At 61.0% G+C, this 17,272-nt stretch carries 16 protein-coding genes; 8 read left to right on the top strand and 8 right to left on the bottom strand.

The window, feature by feature from the left end; all coding sequences use genetic code 11:
• Position 1: 1 nt before the first annotated feature.
• The 3 genes from ACETPF_RS10915 to ACETPF_RS10905 all read right to left on the bottom strand — a co-directional run bounded on the left by ACETPF_RS10915 (position 2) and on the right by ACETPF_RS10905 (position 3,687).
• Complete coding sequence (locus tag ACETPF_RS10915; RefSeq protein ID WP_373934500.1) at positions 2-1,750, bottom strand: N-acyl-D-amino-acid deacylase family protein; 1,749 nt, start codon at positions 1,748-1,750, stop codon at positions 2-4.
• A gap of 118 nt (positions 1,751-1,868) precedes the next feature.
• Positions 1,869-2,846 (bottom strand): aldo/keto reductase, encoded by a 978-nt coding sequence (locus ACETPF_RS10910; RefSeq protein WP_373934499.1) that lies wholly within the window; start codon positions 2,844-2,846, stop codon positions 1,869-1,871.
• Between the two features lie 13 nt (positions 2,847-2,859).
• Positions 2,860-3,687 (bottom strand): sugar phosphate isomerase/epimerase family protein, encoded by an 828-nt coding sequence (locus tag ACETPF_RS10905; protein ID WP_373934498.1) that lies wholly within the window; start codon positions 3,685-3,687, stop codon positions 2,860-2,862.
• A 203-nt stretch (positions 3,688-3,890) separates the two neighbouring features.
• Between ACETPF_RS10905 and ACETPF_RS10900 the strand changes: the two genes are divergently transcribed.
• The 3 genes from ACETPF_RS10900 (at position 3,891) to ACETPF_RS10890 (ending at position 6,879) form a co-directional block, all read left to right on the top strand.
• Positions 3,891-4,724 carry a phytanoyl-CoA dioxygenase family protein gene (locus tag ACETPF_RS10900; RefSeq protein WP_373934497.1) on the top strand — a complete coding sequence of 278 codons (834 nt, stop codon included), beginning with the start codon at positions 3,891-3,893 and terminating at the stop codon, positions 4,722-4,724.
• 153 nt (positions 4,725-4,877) lie between these two features.
• Positions 4,878-6,002 carry an epoxide hydrolase family protein gene (locus ACETPF_RS10895; protein WP_373934496.1) on the top strand — a complete coding sequence of 375 codons (1,125 nt, stop codon included), beginning with the start codon at positions 4,878-4,880 and terminating at the stop codon, positions 6,000-6,002.
• Positions 6,003-6,069: 67 nt separating this feature from the next.
• Positions 6,070-6,879 (top strand): metal-dependent hydrolase, encoded by an 810-nt coding sequence (locus tag ACETPF_RS10890; RefSeq protein ID WP_373934495.1) that lies wholly within the window; start codon positions 6,070-6,072, stop codon positions 6,877-6,879.
• 236 nt (positions 6,880-7,115) lie between these two features.
• On the opposite strand, the gene ACETPF_RS10885 is transcribed toward ACETPF_RS10890, so the two are convergent.
• The 5 genes from ACETPF_RS10885 to ACETPF_RS10865 form a co-directional block, all read right to left on the bottom strand.
• The gene (locus ACETPF_RS10885; protein WP_373934494.1) at positions 7,116-8,258 is read right to left on the bottom strand and encodes a thiolase family protein; all 1,143 of its coding nucleotides are present in this window, start codon (positions 8,256-8,258) and stop codon (positions 7,116-7,118) included.
• The gene (locus tag ACETPF_RS10880) at positions 8,255-8,698 is read right to left on the bottom strand and encodes a Zn-ribbon domain-containing OB-fold protein (protein WP_373934493.1); all 444 of its coding nucleotides are present in this window, start codon (positions 8,696-8,698) and stop codon (positions 8,255-8,257) included. The genes ACETPF_RS10885 and ACETPF_RS10880 overlap by 4 nt, the downstream gene beginning before the upstream one ends.
• A gap of 59 nt (positions 8,699-8,757) precedes the next feature.
• Complete coding sequence (locus tag ACETPF_RS10875; protein ID WP_373934492.1) at positions 8,758-9,564, bottom strand: enoyl-CoA hydratase/isomerase family protein; 807 nt, start codon at positions 9,562-9,564, stop codon at positions 8,758-8,760.
• 9 nt (positions 9,565-9,573) lie between these two features.
• A complete protein-coding gene (locus ACETPF_RS10870; protein ID WP_373934491.1) occupies positions 9,574-10,479 on the bottom strand; it encodes a crotonase/enoyl-CoA hydratase family protein in 906 nt (301 codons plus the stop codon).
• A gap of 65 nt (positions 10,480-10,544) precedes the next feature.
• The gene (locus ACETPF_RS10865) at positions 10,545-11,651 is read right to left on the bottom strand and encodes an alpha/beta hydrolase (RefSeq protein WP_373934490.1); all 1,107 of its coding nucleotides are present in this window, start codon (positions 11,649-11,651) and stop codon (positions 10,545-10,547) included.
• A 133-nt stretch (positions 11,652-11,784) separates the two neighbouring features.
• Here ACETPF_RS10865 and ACETPF_RS10860 point away from each other — a divergent pair, with 133 nt between their 5' ends.
• The 5 genes from ACETPF_RS10860 to ACETPF_RS10840 all read left to right on the top strand — a co-directional run bounded on the left by ACETPF_RS10860 (position 11,785) and on the right by ACETPF_RS10840 (position 17,267).
• Entirely contained in the window at positions 11,785-12,309 is a 525-nt protein-coding gene (locus ACETPF_RS10860) for a lipocalin-like domain-containing protein (RefSeq protein ID WP_373934489.1), read from the top strand.
• The gene (locus ACETPF_RS10855; RefSeq protein WP_373934488.1) at positions 12,306-14,024 is read left to right on the top strand and encodes an N-acyl-D-amino-acid deacylase family protein; all 1,719 of its coding nucleotides are present in this window, start codon (positions 12,306-12,308) and stop codon (positions 14,022-14,024) included. Before ACETPF_RS10860 ends, ACETPF_RS10855 begins: the two co-directional genes overlap by 4 nt.
• A 74-nt stretch (positions 14,025-14,098) precedes the next feature.
• Positions 14,099-14,869 carry an enoyl-CoA hydratase/isomerase family protein gene (locus ACETPF_RS10850; RefSeq protein WP_373934487.1) on the top strand — a complete coding sequence of 257 codons (771 nt, stop codon included), beginning with the start codon at positions 14,099-14,101 and terminating at the stop codon, positions 14,867-14,869.
• A gap of 102 nt (positions 14,870-14,971) precedes the next feature.
• Positions 14,972-16,063 (top strand): acyl-CoA dehydrogenase family protein, encoded by a 1,092-nt coding sequence (locus ACETPF_RS10845; RefSeq protein WP_373934486.1) that lies wholly within the window; start codon positions 14,972-14,974, stop codon positions 16,061-16,063.
• Positions 16,053-17,267 (top strand): acyl-CoA dehydrogenase family protein, encoded by a 1,215-nt coding sequence (locus ACETPF_RS10840; protein WP_373934485.1) that lies wholly within the window; start codon positions 16,053-16,055, stop codon positions 17,265-17,267. The genes ACETPF_RS10845 and ACETPF_RS10840 overlap by 11 nt, the downstream gene beginning before the upstream one ends.
• The last annotated feature ends 5 nt before the right edge of the window (positions 17,268-17,272 follow it).

Raw genomic sequence — 17,272 nt, 5'->3', positions numbered from 1 at the left:
CTCAAGCCGGTTCGTGGACCACGTTGGCTCGCTGGCGACCACGGACCAGTCGGCCAGGGAAGGCTCCGGTCACCGTGTCGTTCTCGACGATCGCCTCACCCGAGACGAAAGTCCAGCGATAGCCCACGGCGGTCTGGTCAAGCCGGCGGCCATTGGCGGGCAGGTCATCGACAATCCGCGGAGCATGCAGGGTCATCGCGGCATGATCGATCACATTGATATCCGCCTTGTAGCCAGGTGCCAGGATGCCCCGATCGCCAAGGCCCATGACCCCGGCCGGTGTCGAGGTCATGGCTTTGACCGCCTCCTCCAGTGTCAGGCGGTCCCCATTGCGATCGCGAGCCCAATGCGTCAGCATGTATGTCGGATAGCTGGAGTCGCAGATCAGACCGTAGTGCGCGCCGCCGTCGCCCAGCCCGATTACGCAATGCGGGTCCTGCATCATCTCCATCTGATAGCTCAGGCTGCCCTGCGCATAATTGGCGATAGCCACCAGGATCAGGGCATGTCCATCGTTCTCGAGCAGCAGATCGTATGCGATATCTTCGGGGGATCTACCCTCGCGTTCCGCCATGGCCGCGACACTCGACGCGGGATCAGGCTCGTAGCAGGGCGGGTCGCCCAACCGGTACATGTTCTTCCACTGCCGGGTCATGGCAGTCATTGGCAACAGCGTGTCGTCAGGCTGTTCGCCGGTAATCCGCGCCTTGACCTCGGGTTTGCGCATTTCGGCCACACGTTCAGCCAGCGGGAGGTGAGCGATCGCCTTGTAAGACGGACAATAGACGAAAGGATTGCTAGTCAGTTCCAGGCCCGCCAGCATGCCGACAGGGCGGGGGAAGAACTGAGGATGGACCAGCCCGCCACCGGCCTTGTTGTGCGCCTGGGTCAGGTGCAGCAAACCGCGCCAATGGTCAGGGTGCTCGTTGATTTGGGACATTGTGTACGTGACAGGTTGCCCGGATGCCTCGCTCATGACCTTCATCAACGAGAAGCATTCCTCCGGCGTCGATCCGAATGTGCCAAGATCGGGGAGAATCTGCAACAAGCCACCGCCGCCGTCGCGCACGGCGCGGGCCGCGTTGGCCAACTCTTCCGCGTCGATGCCGAAGGAAGGAACATGCTCGCCATCTGCACGGCGGTCGAAGAAGGTGCGGGTCGAGCCAAACCCTAACGCGCCGGCCTGCACGGAATCGCGGACAAGATCGTACATTGCTTTCAGGTCCAGCTCGTTAGCCGGTTCCCGGTCTGCCCCGCGCTTGCCCATTGCATATACGCGCACCGCAGAATGCGGGACGAGGACGCCAACGTCGATGTCGCGGGCACGGGCCTCGACCGCATCGAGGTATTCCGGGAATGTCTCCCATTCCCAAGTAAGGCCTTCCTTCATCACGACACCGGGAATGTCCTCCACTCCTTCCATGGTGATGCAAAGGAGGGGCCGATCCTCTGGACGGCATGGCGCAAAGCCGACGCCGCAATTTCCCATCAGAACCGTCGTCACGCCGTGCGACGACGAAGGGTTGAGGCGCGACGACCAGATCGCCTGGCCGTCGTAGTGGGTGTGAAGGTCGATGAATCCCGGCGTCACGACCAGGCCGGTTGCATCGATCACGGACTCGGCCGTGCCGGTGACGGTCCCCACTTCGGCAATCACCCCGCCGCGCACCGCGACATCGCCAACGAAGCTTTCCGATCCGGTGCCATCAACGATCGTGCCGTTCCGGATGATCAGGTCATATGTGTTCATAACGGTTCCATCCCATTGTCTTCATTGCTGTTTCCAGATTGACAGCAGCGATCATTCCTTGTTTCCAACCATCACATCAGCGCACTATTCTTTCGTCGGAATTCCACGGCGCTGTTGATCATGACGCTGTGAAGCTTCCAGATCCGACCGGCGTCTGCGAAGCGGCATCGAGCAGGGCCATCTGCGCAGGTTCCAGCTTGAGGGTTGTGGCCGGCAGCAGACCCTCGACCTGTTCCACGCTTGTCGCGCTGACAATCGGACCCGTTACTCCAGGCGTAGCAATGATCCAGGCCAGGGCGATCTGCGCCAAGGTGGCCCCGGTTTCGGCAGATACCGAGTCCAGCGCCGCGAGAACGGCGTTGCCGCGAGCATTGAAATACCTGTTCAGCGCTGCGCTGCGGCTGCTGTTCTGAGCATCTTCCGGCTTCCGGTACTTACCCGAAAGAAATCCGCTCGCCAGCGCGAAGAAGGTCATGACGCCCATGCCACGTTCTGCACAAAAGGCGCGGTATGATTCGGGGAAGGCGCCCGCAGCCATGAGATTCAGCTGCGGCTGAAGCACCGCATAGCCGGCAAGTCCGGCCGCGTCGCTGATGTCCAGCGCAGATTCTAGCCGAGCCTGGCTGAAATTCGATGCACCCAGCAGACGGACCTTACCGGCCTTGACCAGCCGGTCAAAGGTTTCGGCAACCTCTTCCTGCGGAACGCTTTCGTCGTCGGCGTGCGCAAAATAGAGATCGACGTAGTCAGTCTGTAGGCGGCGCAGCGAGTTTTCGATCGCCGTCTCGATCACCGATGTCTTCAGGCCTTTTTCGCCTTTGATTTCGAGCAGGCCGACCTTTGTGGCAACCTGAACCTTGTCCCGGTTGCCGCGAGCCTTCATCCAGCGGCCGATGATCGTTTCAGATTCGCCGCCAACGTTGCCCGGGACGTAGGCGTAGTAGGCATCTGCAGTATCGATCATCGTCGCGCCGCCAGCGAAGAATGCGTCCAGCACTTCGAAGCTGCGCTGCTCGTCGATCGTCCAGCCGAAGACGTTGCCCCCGACGATCAGCGGACCGACCGGTAGTCCAGTGTTCCCAAGCGGTTTCAACATGAGCAAAGGCCTTTCAGGCTGCCGTTTCGGCAGACAGTTCGAGGAAGGTGAGCGTGGCATCCAACAGCCGTTTGGCGCGTTCTGCGGGGTTTATGCCTTGGAATGCTTTTGAAGTGCGCGGGATTTCGAGACCCAGGGTGACGTCAGGCAGGGCTGCGATGAACGGACCCAATGGAAAGCTGCCCTTTCCGGGCAGCATGCGATCAAACGCACTCTCATGCTCAAGTCCCGCCATTGGCGCCTCTGGCGGGCCGTCGCACAACTGGACGTGACCGATCACACCGCGGGGTAGCGTCTGTACCTCTGCAACCGATCCGCCGGAACGGACGAGATGCAGGATGTCGATCAGGATGCCGGTCCCTGCATCGCCTGTCTTGTCCACTAGCGCAATCGCCTCCGCCAAGCTGCTAGGTCCGCGATAGGAGAGGAATTCGACATTTACCCGGACGCCATGACGAGCCGCCATCCGTGTGAAGCGGGCAAGTACCTCAGCGGTTTCGTCGCTACCGTCCTTGGCGATTGCGGTCGTGGTTGCAGCACCCAAGTCTGCTCCGAGCGCGAGCGAAGCTTCGTAGCTGTCGATGTCGACGCCAGGGCCCACCCGGAAAACCTCAAGATTGCGTGCCCGCAATCCGGCATCATCGAGGCGACGTTTCATTGTCCGCGCCTGCCCGGGTTCAACCAGACACGGAGCGACGAATTGCGCTGTGGGCGAGTGCACCCACAAGCTGACAGCACCAAATCCGGCGCCAGCCGCCATATCGACTGCGTCAAGCGCGGGCACGTCGAGGAGGGCCAAGGGCTCGAGGCAAAGCTGTCTGATCGCGGCTTCTTGCTGCATGACTTCCTCTATGACGCCTTTTTAACCTGACTCATGGCCGCTTTCGACATTCAGGACCCCGGGCAAGCACAGTTCCTATGGCGGCGTTTCCGGGTCGGCAGGGCGCTCCACCGACCGTAGATGGTATTATTTGACAGTTTCGTCAGAAAAGTCCATACCGCTCGAACGGAAACGAACGAACGTCAAATTGCGAAAGGTAGAACATGACCTCTGCAGCTGCTGAAGTGGAGTCGGCGCACGAACTCCTCGTACGTCAGGCAACCGAAAATGCCCGCCGCTTCCGTTATGCGGAAGACGGTTTTCAGATTTCACCCGGGCCGCTGCTGACCGAGACCGAGGTGCGGGATGCCCGCGAGCATGCGTGGAGCGTCCTGCGTGGCGTATATGAAACGGGCGTTGCGCCCCGGACCAATACCGGAGGTCCGGACATCGACAATCATCCGCCCTACATCGAATCGCAAATGCCGCAGGACGCTGACGATCGCCTTCGCGAGATCATGGCCAGTTCGCGCATGGCGGAATGGGCGGCGGAAGTGACCGGTGCCAAGCGGCTCAAGGTCTTCAATTTCATGGTCATGGCCAAGTACCCGCGCTCGTCTACCAAGACTGTGGTCGGCTGGCACCAGGACCGCCGCTACTTCGAAAAGATCATCAACGGCCGCAGCGTCAATCTCTGGGTCGCGCTGGACGACGTTCCCGTCGAACTCGGGCCGCTTCGGTTTGTCCCCGGTTCGCACAAGTGGGATGCGCTGTACCAGACCGGCTTTTTCGAGCATGACATCGATCGTCAGCGCGAAGAGATCAAGGTTCCCGAAGGCAAGGAATGGAGCGAGCTGGATTCGGTGCTCCCGGCCGGCTGGGCGTCCGCTCACCACACCCATTTGCTGCACGGCAGCGGCATGAACAGTGGTGACAGGCCGCGGATCAGCATGCTGCTGAACTATGGGATCGATGAGTATACCATGGTGCCGGAAAGCTACTTCGCGACCCGTCACGACGACCTGAAGGCCACCCCGATCGTTTACCAGGCGGGCTAAGCTTCAGTCAATCCCAAGTGGGAGCGGCAGGATTGCCGGGAGGGCACCCTGCCGCATCTTCCCTGATGAAAGGTCCGGGATTGTCACTTTTGCCCGCTGCTCGTTCCTGGCCTGTCGCCGCAAGCCGGCGCAATACTAAGGAGCTGGCCGATTTTGGAATCATTTGAAATCGCGGTGCCGCAAGAGCGGCTTGACCGGATTGCCGCCAGGCTTGCCGAGGCGAGGGTCGGGCCGTTCCCCGCCGACGAGGGCGAGTGGGACCTCGGGATGAGCGTCCGGTACCTGTCCGATCTGATCCAGTACTGGCAGACCGAATATGACTGGCGCGAAGAAGAGGCCAGGCTGAATATCTATCCGCAATACCGCGCGACGATCGACGGTCTGGCGATTCATTTCCAGCATATTCGCGTACCCGGTGGACACCCGGTGCCGATTGTCCTGACTCACGGCTGGCCAGGGTCGATCGTAGAGTTTCAGGCGGTGGTCCCCATGCTGTTGGAGGCTGGTTTCTCGGTCGTGGTTCCTTCCCTGCCGGGCTATGGCTGGTCGGGGAAGCCGGCCAATCCGGTCGGGCCAGCGTATACCGCAGACCTTTGGCGCAAGTTGATGGTGGACGTCCTCGGCTACCCCCGTTTTTACGCCCAGGGGGGGGACTGGGGTTCCATGGTCACGAGCTGGCTGGCCGCTCGCCACAGCGATGTAGTTCCGGCGATACATTTGAATCTGTTTCGCACCATCACCCCGGATGGCGCCACCGCAGGCCCGGAGGACACCCGGCTGGCCGCGTACTGGGGCAAGGTCGCCAAGGTGATGGCAAACGAGAGTGCCTATCAGCAGTTGCATCAGACCCGGCCTCAGACCATCGGTCTTGCGCTTCATGACAATCCGGTAGGCTGGGCGGCGTGGGTCGTCGAAAAATTTCAGCGATGGAGCGACAATCGGGGCGACATCGAGAACGCCTTCACCAAAAGCCAGCTTATAACCAATCTGATGACCTATCTAACTACAGACTCGGTTATGTCGTCGATTTGGTTCTACTACGGAAACCGGCAAGAACCGGTGCTTCCCCTGCCGTTGCGAGTGCCGACGGGACTTGCGTCCTACCCTGGCGAGTTCCTGCCCGTGCCGGACAGGGAGCTTGCCGCGTTGGCGTATAATGTCCGCCACTACGCCGTGATGCCATCGGGCGGACACTTTGCTGCGATGGAGGCTCCTGTCGTTTTTGCCCAGGACATCATCGAGTATTTTTTAAAAGCAGGCGCGTCTCAGGCGACTTGACCAATCGACCGGGCCTCGACCCGGATGACTCGCGTCAGACCCAGAGAGAGGTTAGGAGAGCGGAAAAATGAAGGCCAGGCTTCCAGCGTTCGACTTTACGAACACACCTGTACATTGGTCGGCCAACCCCGAGTTCGCGCAGAGGATGAATGCATCGTCGATCATCATCCCGCACCTTGAGCGCTTTTTGAACCGGGTCATGGCCAAGGCCCTGACAACCTTGAAGGATGAGCGCCATGCCAAGCTACGTGCCGAGGTAAGGACCTTCATCCGACAGGAATCGAACCATTACGCGACTCATCAGCGGCAGGCTGAAATGCTCAAGCGAGACGGTTATGACATAGCCGAGCTGGATGCTTGGGTAGAAGCAGAATATGCTCGCCTGTTCGAGACCAAGTCGCTCGCTTTCCTGTGCGCATACTGCGACGGATTTGAAACCTTGGGGCCAATTACAGCGAAGATCTGGCTGGACAACGAGATTTCGGAGCTCATCGGATCTGCCGATCCCGAGATCGTTTCCATGTGGATGTGGCACCTGACCGAAGAGTTCGAACACCGTTCGGTGTGCTTCGATGTCTTCCACGCCGTGCATGGCGGATACTTCCTGCGGATCCGTGCTTTCATTGCCCAGCTTATGCACTTCAAGAAGATGATTACGCGAGTCACCAATCATTTGCTTGAATGGGACCGCAAATCGATGTCAGAGGCAGAACGTATTGAATCGGTTGCCCGTGAAAAGGCTGCCGAAGCCTTGGTGGCCAAGGCGATGAAGCCCAAGCTCCTCAAGGTGCTTTCGCCTACCTACAACCCACGCTATCTTCCAGAGCCGGAAAACTACCAGAAGTATCTTGCCAAATTCGAGCCGGTGCCGGCTTGAGGCTAGGCAGCGGGGTTGCCTGATGAAGGCAGCCCCGCGTGACCGAATACCCTGCAAGGCAATTCAGCAAGGTCGGCTTAGCAGGTCCGCCGTCGGCAGCGCGGCTATTTGCTGCTGTCAGGCCTGACTAGCGCAATGTTGGGCCGTCACCGCCGCTAATCCGCTCAGCCATTACGCGCATGTGCGTGAATCGCGACCCACCACACAGGCGACCCGATGCTGCGGGTGCTGTCCATCTATTTCTGAAGTATGGTTATCGCGCAGTTGCCCCCTGCGCCGAGCACATGGCCGAGCGCAGTCCTGGCGCCTTCTACCTGCCGCGGGCCGCAGGTTCCGCGGAGCTGTGCCACCAATTCGACGATTTGCCCGAGATGCGAGGCTCCAACCGGTTCGCCCTTGCTGATTAGCCCGCCACTCATGTTGACGGGCATCTTGCCACCAATCGCGGTGTGACCATCCTGGACCAACCGACCGCCTTCGCCCACCGGACACAAACCCAGCTCCTCGTAAAGCTCGATCTCGCAGAAGGCGTCGGTATCCTGAACCTCGAAGCAATCGATATCTTCAATGCCGAAGCCGGCCGTCGTGAAGGCGCGCGCCGCCGTGACTTCGGTAGGACCGTCGTTGTCCATCGTCGCGCTCATCGTCTCTGCCGGACAGCGGAAATCCGACGAATAGCGCGATATGGTGTGTGCGGCTGCCGCGATGCGGATGCCATCTGCGCCCAGTTGGCGCATCTTGCGTTCCGATGCGAGCACGACAGCTGCGGCCCCATCATTGGGTGCGCAAATCTCCAGCAGGCGGATCGGATCACAGACCAGAGGCGAGTTCAGGATTTGCTCCATCGAGAACTCCTTCTGGTACATGGCCATGGGATTGTGGACGCTGTTGAGATGGTTCTTGTGTGCAACCATCGCAATCTGTTCGTGGGTCGTACCATACTCATGCATGTGCCGCATGGCCCGCATCGACCAATAAGCCGGGTTCATCGACATCCCGAGTTCAATCTGCCACGAGCTGTAGATCATGGAAGGATCCATGAACCCGCGCGGCATTTTCTCGGTTCCGGCAACTAGCACGAGGTCTGCTTCACCAGCCCGGATTGCCAGCATGCCTTGCAGCAGGGCGGCGCCGCCGCTTGCGCAAGCGGCTTCGATGTCGATCACTGAAATGTCTGTGGCGCCCAGACTGCGCAGAATCCGCGCGCCGGAGGTAGCGGGCAAGTACATCCGCGCCATGTAGGCGGCCTGGACATCCCGCCATTCCACGCCTGCGTCCTTCAACGCCGAGGTAGCAGCCTCTGACCCGATCTGCTGGTAGGATTTCTCGAAACGTCCGAAGGGATGATAACCGGCGCCGATGATGTAGACGTTGCTCACTTCTGCTCTCCTGTCGCGTCATAGGCGAAGGCAACCACTTCGGCCCCGGTGTCGGTGGTCCGCAGCACATAGGGGTGCAAGCGAAGCTCCATGCCGATCCGGATATCGTTGATGGCAGGAAGCAATGGCGCCATGACACGGATTGCGCCGTCGACTTCCACGAGACCAAGCCCGAAAGGCTTGAATTCGGCCGGCCCCTGATAATTGCCTGGAGGCCGGTGACGGACAATAGTGTAGGTGTACAGGGTGCCCACGTCGCCCAGGGTCACGGGAACGAGATCGTCGGCGCCGCAGTTCGGGCATACGTCAAGTTGACCAAGGCCGACTTCTTGACAGGAGCGGCACTTGCTGCCGGCAAGATGGACGTCCTCGATGTTATCGAGCGGGCCTGCGAAAAGCCCTTCCTTGATCGCGATCCGTTCAACGGGGGGCGTAGTCATGCTTGTGATCCCATTTTCCTGCGGGCGCCCGAGCGAGCCCCCGTCTTGTAGCTGGACGGTTACTTGTTGCGGAACACTGGCTGCCGCTTCTCGATGAACGACTGGCGCTTCTCGGCGGTATCCTCGGTGTGGCGGGCCATGAACACGGCACGGGATTCCAGTTCGATCGCAGCGTCGAGGCTGCCGGCAGATTGGTTCAGCCATAGCGACTGCTTGGTCAGCCAAACGCCGAGCGGGACATTGGCGAGGATGTTCCGTGCCACTTCCAGCGCGGCATCCATCAACTGGTCGTCCGGAGCGGTTCGCAGCACCAGGCCGATGCGCTCTGCCTCGTCCGCCAGGATCGGGCGCGCCGTAAGCAGGATTTCTGCGGCGCGCTGCGTACCCACTGCGCGAGGCAACAGGTAGCTCATGCCGAACTCGTGCCCTGTCCCGACATTGTGGATGGAATTGACGAATTTTGCCGAATTGCTCGCGATGCACATGTCTGCCGCAAGCGCCAGGGCGAAACCGATTCCTGCTGCGGCGCCGTTCACTGCTGCGATCACCGGCTGCGGCAACTGGTGCATTAGCACAGGTATCGAGGCCATTTCGGTCATGTGGTGCCGTGAGCGATAGGTTGGTCCAAGCTCGGGATTGTCCAGCCATCTTGCCACGCCCGAGCTTTTCAGATCGTGACCCGCACAGAATGCCCGGCCACTGCCAGTCAGGATTACGACCCGTATTTGCGTATCGTGCTTCAATGCCCGAAGAATGTCGATCAGCTCTGCATATGTCTCAATAGTGAAAGCGTTGAGCTGGTCTGGCCGGTTAAGGGTGAGCCGGCGGACACCGGGGATGACGTCGTCGATCAGTATGTCGGCCATGGCTCGTCCTCAGGCATCCCACCACTTGGCACGCGCAAAACTGTCACCGAACGGTGCATCGCGATTGCGCAGGGCTTCCCGAAGACCGGCTGTGGCCATGTCATGCCGGAACTGGCTGCGCCTCGGCCCCCGCCCCAGATGCGCAATCGCGTCCTGGCTGGCGGCGAAGCGTTGCAGCGTCCGCGCGCCTTGGAGTTCAAGCGCCATGTTGACGACGCGTTTGTGGGTTGCGAGGATCTCCGGATCGACGAGGGCGACCCGCCGTGCCAAAGCTTCGACCTCGGCGTCGAGCTGATCGGCGGGAACGGCATCGAGCACCAGACCGACTCGTGCCGCATCCCGCCCCCGCAGCGTATCGCCCGTCATCAGGATGCGCTTGGTCCATTGTGGGCCGAGATGATAGGTCCACATGTGCGAGGGTGGCGTCCCATTGGCACGTGCTGCGGGAAAGCCGATCTTCGCGTCGTCGGCTGCGATCACCATGTCGCAGAAAAACACGAGGTCGGTGCCGCCAGCAAGGCAGTTGCCCTGAACCTTGGCAATTACCGGCTTGTGAAGATCGAAGATCGTCATCATGTGGCGCTGCGTCGCTTCAAGGTGCCAGCTGTCGTCATCGACAGTGCCGAACCGCGTACGGTAGCTGACGGTCTCTTCAGGCGCAGTGCACTGGTCCGCCTTGACGTCGTTGTAGGTGGTGACGAGGTCGAATCCGGCGCAGAAGTCCTTCCCCGCACCTTGCAGTACGACCACGCTTACATCGGTCCGGTCGTCGGCTTCCATCAGGGCCGCTTCCAGTTCGATCATCATTGGCCGGTTAAGCGAGTTGCGTTTCTCCGGACGATTGAGGGTTATGTAAGCGACAGCGCCATCGACCTTGAAGTCAATGAACTGCGTCTCCTGCAGCCGTTTGCTCACCTTTTTGCTCTCCCTCAATCCACCCACCGGTCAGGCTGCACAATCAGCGACGGGGCTTGGCCAAATCAGGCCGCTTTCGTACGATTCAGACGTTTGTCAAAGAAATCGATCAGCGCGTCGAACAGTTCAGCGGACTGCGGCAGGCGGAAATCATGGGAGAAGGCATGGGCCACACCCTCCCACACATTGAGTTGGGTGGGCACCCCGAGCTTGACCAGACGCGAGTGCATGTGGACGACCGAACTCAACGCGAAGTCGCGACTCCCCGACATCAGCAGCGATGGCGGAAAAGCGCGAAGCGACTCTTCCGACCGGATCGGGAAAACTGCCGGATCCTGGCCGTCAAGGCCTAGAAAATAGAGATGCTCTTCCCATGGCGGCATGCTGCGCCCCGAAATGGCCGGAGCCCACGTGGAAGAATCGCCTTCACCCCAGTAACTCGCTCCGCCGAACAGCAGCGCAAGCGCGCCGGGAAGTGGCTTGCGCGCTTGTTGCAGCCGGTAGATGGCCTGTGTGGCAAGCAGTGCTCCCGCCGAATAGCCATAAAGACCGATAGAGCCGACGCCGTAAATGTCGGCAAGGACGCTAAGTACGGCCTCGACGTCTTCTGCAGCAGCCGGATGTCTGTGCTCCGGGGCAAGCCGGTAGTCCACGGACACCACCTTGCACTGAGCCAGCGCTGCGACAGGAACCGATTCCAGCTGCCCGCAAAGCCGTGCCCCGAACGTAATTCCGCCAGCATGGAGGTTGACCAGAACACGGCCCTCCCATTCCGGCGCCACGCCGTCTGCTGGGGCGATGACCTCGACCGGAACCCCAGCCAGGACATGGGGTTCGATCGTCACGTTGAAGGTCTTGCGCTGCGTGGCCAGAATTCGCGGATAGAAATAGGTGTCGATCCATTCGCGATAGGCAAAAACCGAAGCAGCGTCAGAATCCAGGTAGGGTGGCGGCGGAGGAACCGAGGGCGCCGCACCGGATTTGGCCGCCTTGGCGGGTGGGGGGCTCGCTGCTGCATCCGCCTCCTGGCGGGGATTGCGCAAGAGCGAACTCACCCTGGGCATGGCAAAGGAAGGAACCTGAATCTCGTTTGCTGCCACTTGTCGCACCCCTTTACCCAAGACCCCCTGACACATCGCGAGGATCTGTCTGGACGACGTGATGGCCGCCACCCGTCCAGACGCCTTATGTGCCGCCCGACCGGACGGGAAACACGATGCCACGGTCCAGTTTGTCCTTGCCTCTCTCAAGAGAATCGACATACTTGTCAAGTAAGGACTGAGTTGTTCGGTCCAGGAGGCTATTGTGCCCTGTCCAACCGATTTCGAGCGGCTCTGCGGAACGTGGAGCCTTGTGAGCTGGGAGCGTTTTCGCGCTGGTCGGTTGCTCGAGCATCCGCTCGGCCAGCAACCTGTCGGGCTGCTGACCTACGACCCTGCTGGCTTCGTGCAGGTGCAGACCATGGCCCGTTATCGAACCCTTGAAGTTTTTCGAAATCCGCGTGACGCGGCAAACGCGGGCCTGCGCGGCGCAACACTCAGCGGCGAGCAGGCCGGTGAACTTGTCGAGGCCTATGCAAGTTTTGCCGGCTATGCCGGAACGTTCGAGATCGAGGAGTCGCAACCGCTGATCCGGCACCATCTCTGGACCGGCATCGACCCGGGCATGGTCAGACGTGTGCAGGAGAGGCTTTACAGGTTCATCGGTGAGGAGGGGCTGGAGTTGCGGATCAAGCCCTATCTGGTCGACGGCGTCGAGCACGACGATGCTTTGGTTTGGCAGCGAGCCAAAACCGGCAATACGCCGGAGCGAGAAGGAGCAGGGCGATGAACGACACCGTCGCGCACGAATACGATCTGGTCATCCGTGGGGGGTCGATTATCGACGGTACGGGCGCTGCGGCCTTCGAGGGCGATATTGCGGTGAACGCGGGGCGCATCGTCGAGGTCGGCCGTGTGCACGGTCAAGGGCGTGAGGAGATCGACGCGACTGGCCAGATCGTCACCCCGGGCTTCGTCGACATCCATACCCACTATGATGGGCAGGTGACCTGGGACAGCAGGATGCAGCCTTCTTCGTGGCATGGCGTGACCACGGTGGTCATGGGGAACTGCGGCGTCGGCTTTGCGCCGTGCCGCCCCGGCGACCGGGACATGCTGATACGCCTCATGGAAGGGGTGGAAGATATTCCGGAGCCAGTGCTTTCCGAAGGGCTTCCGTGGAACTGGGAAACCTTTCCCGAATACCTCGATGCCGTGGGCGCACGCCAGTTCGATGTCGACGTCTGTGCCATGCTGCCCCACGCCGCCTTGCGGGTCTACGTAATGGGTGAGCGCGGTTTCAGACGGGAAACCGCAACGCCTGAAGACATCGCCCGGATGCGGGAAATCACCGGCGAAGCGATTGCCGCGGGCGCGTTCGGCTTTTCGACCTCGCGTGCACATACACACAAGACCCTGGCCAACGAGCCGACTCCTTCATTCAGCGCCAGCACGGATGAACTGGTCGGAATTGCCATGGGGCTTGCGGATGCGGATGCCGGCGTGCTGCAGGTTGTCGGCAACCCCGAGTTCGACGGTTTCCTCGAAATGACGCGCGCGTCAGGTCGCCCGATGTCACACTTGCTGTCGCAGACCCATGGAAATCCCTCTGCCTGGCGCGATGCGTTGGCTCGACTGGAGCAATTCAACCGTGAGGGGCTGCAGGTGCGCGCGCAGGTAGGCGGCCGACCCGTCGGCGTGCTGATGGGGCTGGATTTGACCCTCCACCCTTTCGTGCTCCATCCCTCCTATGCCGCGATAGCCGGCCTGCCCCGTGCAGAGCGCCTGGCGCGCCTCGCGGACCCCAAGTTTCGGGCCGTGTTGCTGGCCGAAGAGCCAGGCCAGGGGGTGGTTTTCGACCGTGCCCTGCTGACCCGTTTCGAGGAAATGTTCCTGCTTGAGGGTGAGCCCGACTACGAACAGACGGCTGACCAATCGGTTGCGGCGATCGCCCGTCGCCGCGGCATTTCGCCGCAGGAACTGGCACTGGAGCACATGCTGGAACAGGATGGGACCCGCCTGCTGCTGACCCCAATGGCCAATTACTGCGAGTTCAGTCTTGAGCCGGCTCGGGAAATGCTGCTCCATCCGTACACGCTGTCCGGCCTGTCCGATGGCGGTGCCCACATGGGCACGATCTGCGACGGTAGCCTGCCCACCTACATGTTGAGCTATTGGACTCGGGACCGGACAAGAGGGCCGCGCCTGAGCCTGGTCGAGGCGGTCAAGATGCAGACCGCAGACACCGCTGCCTGGATGGGACTGACGGATCGCGGAATCCTAGCTGAAGGGCTACGCGCGGACATCAACGTGATCGACTACGAGCGGCTGAAGCTACACGCGCCAGAGTTGCGTTTTGACCTGCCGGCCGGTGGAAAGCGGCTGGTGCAACGTGCTGACGGCTACAGTGCGACCATTATCAACGGCATCGTGTCCTATCGCGACGGCGAAGAAACGGGAGCGTTACCTGGCCGACTGGTAAGGAATCGCAGGGCAGCTGCCTGACCGGATCCGGCGTGCGCGAATGGCGGGATGACTAGCCGGTGTCGCAAGGATGAACATTTACCCTGGGAGACAAGATGTCGGTAGAAGTTGAAATCAGTGATGGGGTAGCCGTTGTAACGCTGGCCCGACCCGAAAAGAAGAACGCCATTACAATAGACATGCGTGTCCAGCTTTGGGAGGCGTTCGAGGGTTTTCGGGAAAACGATGACGTGCGAGCCGTGGTTCTTGCCGGCGCCGGGGGGGACTTCTGTTCGGGGATGGACGTCGGCGAATTTGGCAGCCGCAGCGTGCGTGCCACGCTTGATCGCATGCAACGTCTGCATCGCATTAGCCGGGCCATCTATACCTTGAAGAAGCCTACCATTGCCGCTGTATCGGGCGTTTGCATGGGAGTGGGGTGGAGCTATGCGCTGTCGTGCGACTTGGTCGTTGCCGATCAGACTGCGCGGTTTTCGCAAATCTTCAACAAGACAGCTCTGGCGCCGGATGGTGGCGCCGTTTGGTTGCTCCCGCGCATTGTCGGATCCATGCGCGCGAAAGAGATAACTTATTCGGGGCGTTTCGTTGGGGCCGAAGAAGCGCTCGCGCTTGGCCTCGTGCTTGAAGTCGTGAAGGAGGGATCGGTGCTGGACCGCGCCGTCGCAATGGCGCGTGGCTTTGCACGGGGACCAGGTCTGGCCCTGGAGATGGCCAAGCGCCAATACGAACTGGCAGCCAGCACTGACTTTTGCAGCTTTTTGGAAAATGAAGCTGCGATGCAGCCGCTCTTGATGCGCTCTGACGACTATCAGGAGGGTGTGACCGCCTTTGGTGAGCGCCGACCGCCCGAATTCCGGGGAATGTAGCTTGACGGCGTCAAATATATTGACAATTGCGTCAAATTCCTTGGATGTCGGCTGAGGTGCGAGCGGCGGCGGTCGCGTTTGCAGATATATTGGGAGTGGGCAGTGGCTCTGATTTACGACGACGCGCAACGCCAGATTGCAGACGAGTGCGAACGCATCCTGAAGGCCGGGTTTTCCGGCCCGGCACTCAAAGAGCTTCTGGAACCGACAGGCCAATACGACGAAGGGTTCTGGCAACTCTGCGTGGAGCAGGGCTGGACCGCGATCGCTGTGCCCGAGGAATTTGGCGGCTTAGGGCTCGGCCTGTCGGAGCAGGGCATCGTAGCGCTGGCCTGCGGGAAGGCAGCCTGTGGCGCGCCGTTCCTGACGACGGGTTACGGCGTGGTCGAAGCGTTGAAGCGTTTCGGGAGCGAGGCTCAGCAGGCCGCCTGGCTGCCGCGCTTGGCCGCTGGCGAGGCCAAGGGGGTTATCTGCTTCAGCGAAGGCAGGGCCATGCTGCCAGACGTCCCGGCCGTGCGCTTCGACAACGGTCGTCTCACGGGAACCAAGCAGGCGGTGCCCGGTGGAGCGGCCGGTAACGTCGGCGTGATCCTCGCGGCCTCAGCGGAGGGCCCGGTCCTCGTACTGGCCGACCTAAATGGAGCAGAAACCGAGCGCCGTATCCTGCCGACGTTCGACAACAGCCGGGTCGCGGCTGACCTCTCCTTCAACGGAGCCTCGGCCGAATTGCTTACTGGACACGGCCACGACGCGGCGAAGACCATCCTTCGCCTGCTCGCCGTGGTGATCGCCCATGAACAAGTTGGCGGAGCCGAAGAGGTGCTTGCCTGGGCGCGTAGCTATGCGGTGGAGCGGCGCGCCTTCGGGCAACCGCTCGCAGCATTCCAGTCGATCAAGCACCGGCTCGCGGAAAATTATACCGCGATCGAACTGGCCCGCGGCAATTGCCAGTATGCTGCGCACCATGCCGACGATCCGCACTTTGCCAGATTTGCGGCGGCTGCGCGGATTTCGGCTATCGACGCCTACGACATGGCGGCACGCGACGCCATGCAGGTGTTCGGGGGCTTGGGCGGAACGTGGGAGGCAGACCTCCACCTTCACCAGCGCCGCGCGCGAACGCTGGCCCTTGAGTTCGGTAACAGCATGTTCTGGGAAGATGACCTCGTCGGGGAGCTACGTCGTGCCAACTGAGACCAATATCGAACACTATCGTGCCACGGCGCGCGCCTGGCTGGAATCGCATGCACCCCGCTATGGCGAGGAAGCTCGTCGTGGGCTGAGCGAAGATGAAGACCTGGCGCTGGGTCGTGCCTGGATGGCGCTTAAATACGATGCCGGGTATTCCGGGATCAATTGGCCCAAGGAGCATGGCGGACAAGGGCTTGGGCCGTTGGAGAAGGTGGCCTTCGAAGAAGAGGAAATGCGCTTTGGCTTCCCGACGGGCTACTTTGCGGTCAGCCTAGGTATGCCCGTGCCAATCGTCTTGCGATACCTCACCGGGGAGTGGGTACTGGACCGTGCGAAAGCTGCGCTGCGCGGCGAAGAGATCTGGTGCCAGCTTTTTTCCGAACCGTCGGGAGGTTCGGATCTTGCCGGACTGCGCATGCGGGCGTCATTCGACGAGGCGACCGGCGAGTGGCATCTCGATGGCCAGAAGCTGTGGACCAGCTATGCACAATATTCGGATTACGGCATCATCGTCGCCCGCAGCGACCCGACCGTGGCGAAGCATAAGGGGCTAACCTATTTTTGGGTGGATATGCGCAGCGCCGGAGTCACCGTGCGGCCGATCAAGCTTGCGGATGGTTCGCATCACGTCAACGAGGTTTTCTTCGACAACGTTAGGGTGCCTGACTCCCAGCGGCTCGGCCGGATCGGCGACGGTTTCAAGGTCGCCATTGAAACTCTGGTGATCGAACGGCATCACGCATCGGATCCTGCTGGATTTGGCCCTGCACTGGACTTGTTCGTCGCGGAAAGTGCCGAGCCCGACGCGAATGGCGTTTCACTGCTTGACGATGGGCGCGTACGGGAACGTGTGGCCCGCAACTATGCTCTGCAAAACGGGCTTCGTGCCATTCAGGCGCGTGGCCAGCTGATGCTCGGCCTGGGCATCGAGCCTGGGCAGGAAGGCGCGATCAACAAGCTTGTTGCGGCCCGCGCAAGGCAGCGGTTGTCGGAATTCGTGCTCGATGCAAGGGGCACGTCAGGAATGGTATGGAATCGGGGCGTCAGGTCGAATGACTGGGTTGGCAGCTGGTTGACGGTGCCTACCGCGCGGCAGGCGGGTGGGTCGGACGAGATGTTGCTCAACACGATCGCCGAACGCATTCTGGACCTTCCCCAGGATCACAGGCCGGACAAGGGCGTGCCGTTCAACCAGATTCCAAAGTAGCACAA

Source organism: Sphingobium agrisoli (assembly GCF_041877245.1).
Lineage (GTDB): Bacteria > Pseudomonadota > Alphaproteobacteria > Sphingomonadales > Sphingomonadaceae > Sphingobium.
The sequence above is the reverse complement of the archived record's forward strand: the minus strand, read 5'-3'. Positions and strand labels throughout refer to the sequence as shown.

Bases quoted from the DNA above. Each gene is read 5' to 3' on its own strand.
- ACETPF_RS10915 (WP_373934500.1), bottom strand. From the start codon at position 1,750: ATGAACACATATGACCTGATCATCCGGAACGGCACGATCGTTGATGGC.
- ACETPF_RS10910 (WP_373934499.1), bottom strand. From the start codon at position 2,846: ATGTTGAAACCGCTTGGGAACACTGGACTACCGGTCGGTCCGCTGATC.
- ACETPF_RS10905 (WP_373934498.1), bottom strand. From the start codon at position 3,687: ATGCAGCAAGAAGCCGCGATCAGACAGCTTTGCCTCGAGCCCTTGGCC.
- ACETPF_RS10900 (WP_373934497.1), top strand. From the start codon at position 3,891: ATGACCTCTGCAGCTGCTGAAGTGGAGTCGGCGCACGAACTCCTCGTA.
- ACETPF_RS10890 (WP_373934495.1), top strand. From the start codon at position 6,070: ATGAAGGCCAGGCTTCCAGCGTTCGACTTTACGAACACACCTGTACAT.
- ACETPF_RS10880 (WP_373934493.1), bottom strand. From the start codon at position 8,698: ATGACTACGCCCCCCGTTGAACGGATCGCGATCAAGGAAGGGCTTTTC.
- ACETPF_RS10875 (WP_373934492.1), bottom strand. From the start codon at position 9,564: ATGGCCGACATACTGATCGACGACGTCATCCCCGGTGTCCGCCGGCTC.
- ACETPF_RS10855 (WP_373934488.1), top strand. From the start codon at position 12,306: ATGAACGACACCGTCGCGCACGAATACGATCTGGTCATCCGTGGGGGG.
- ACETPF_RS10850 (WP_373934487.1), top strand. From the start codon at position 14,099: ATGTCGGTAGAAGTTGAAATCAGTGATGGGGTAGCCGTTGTAACGCTG.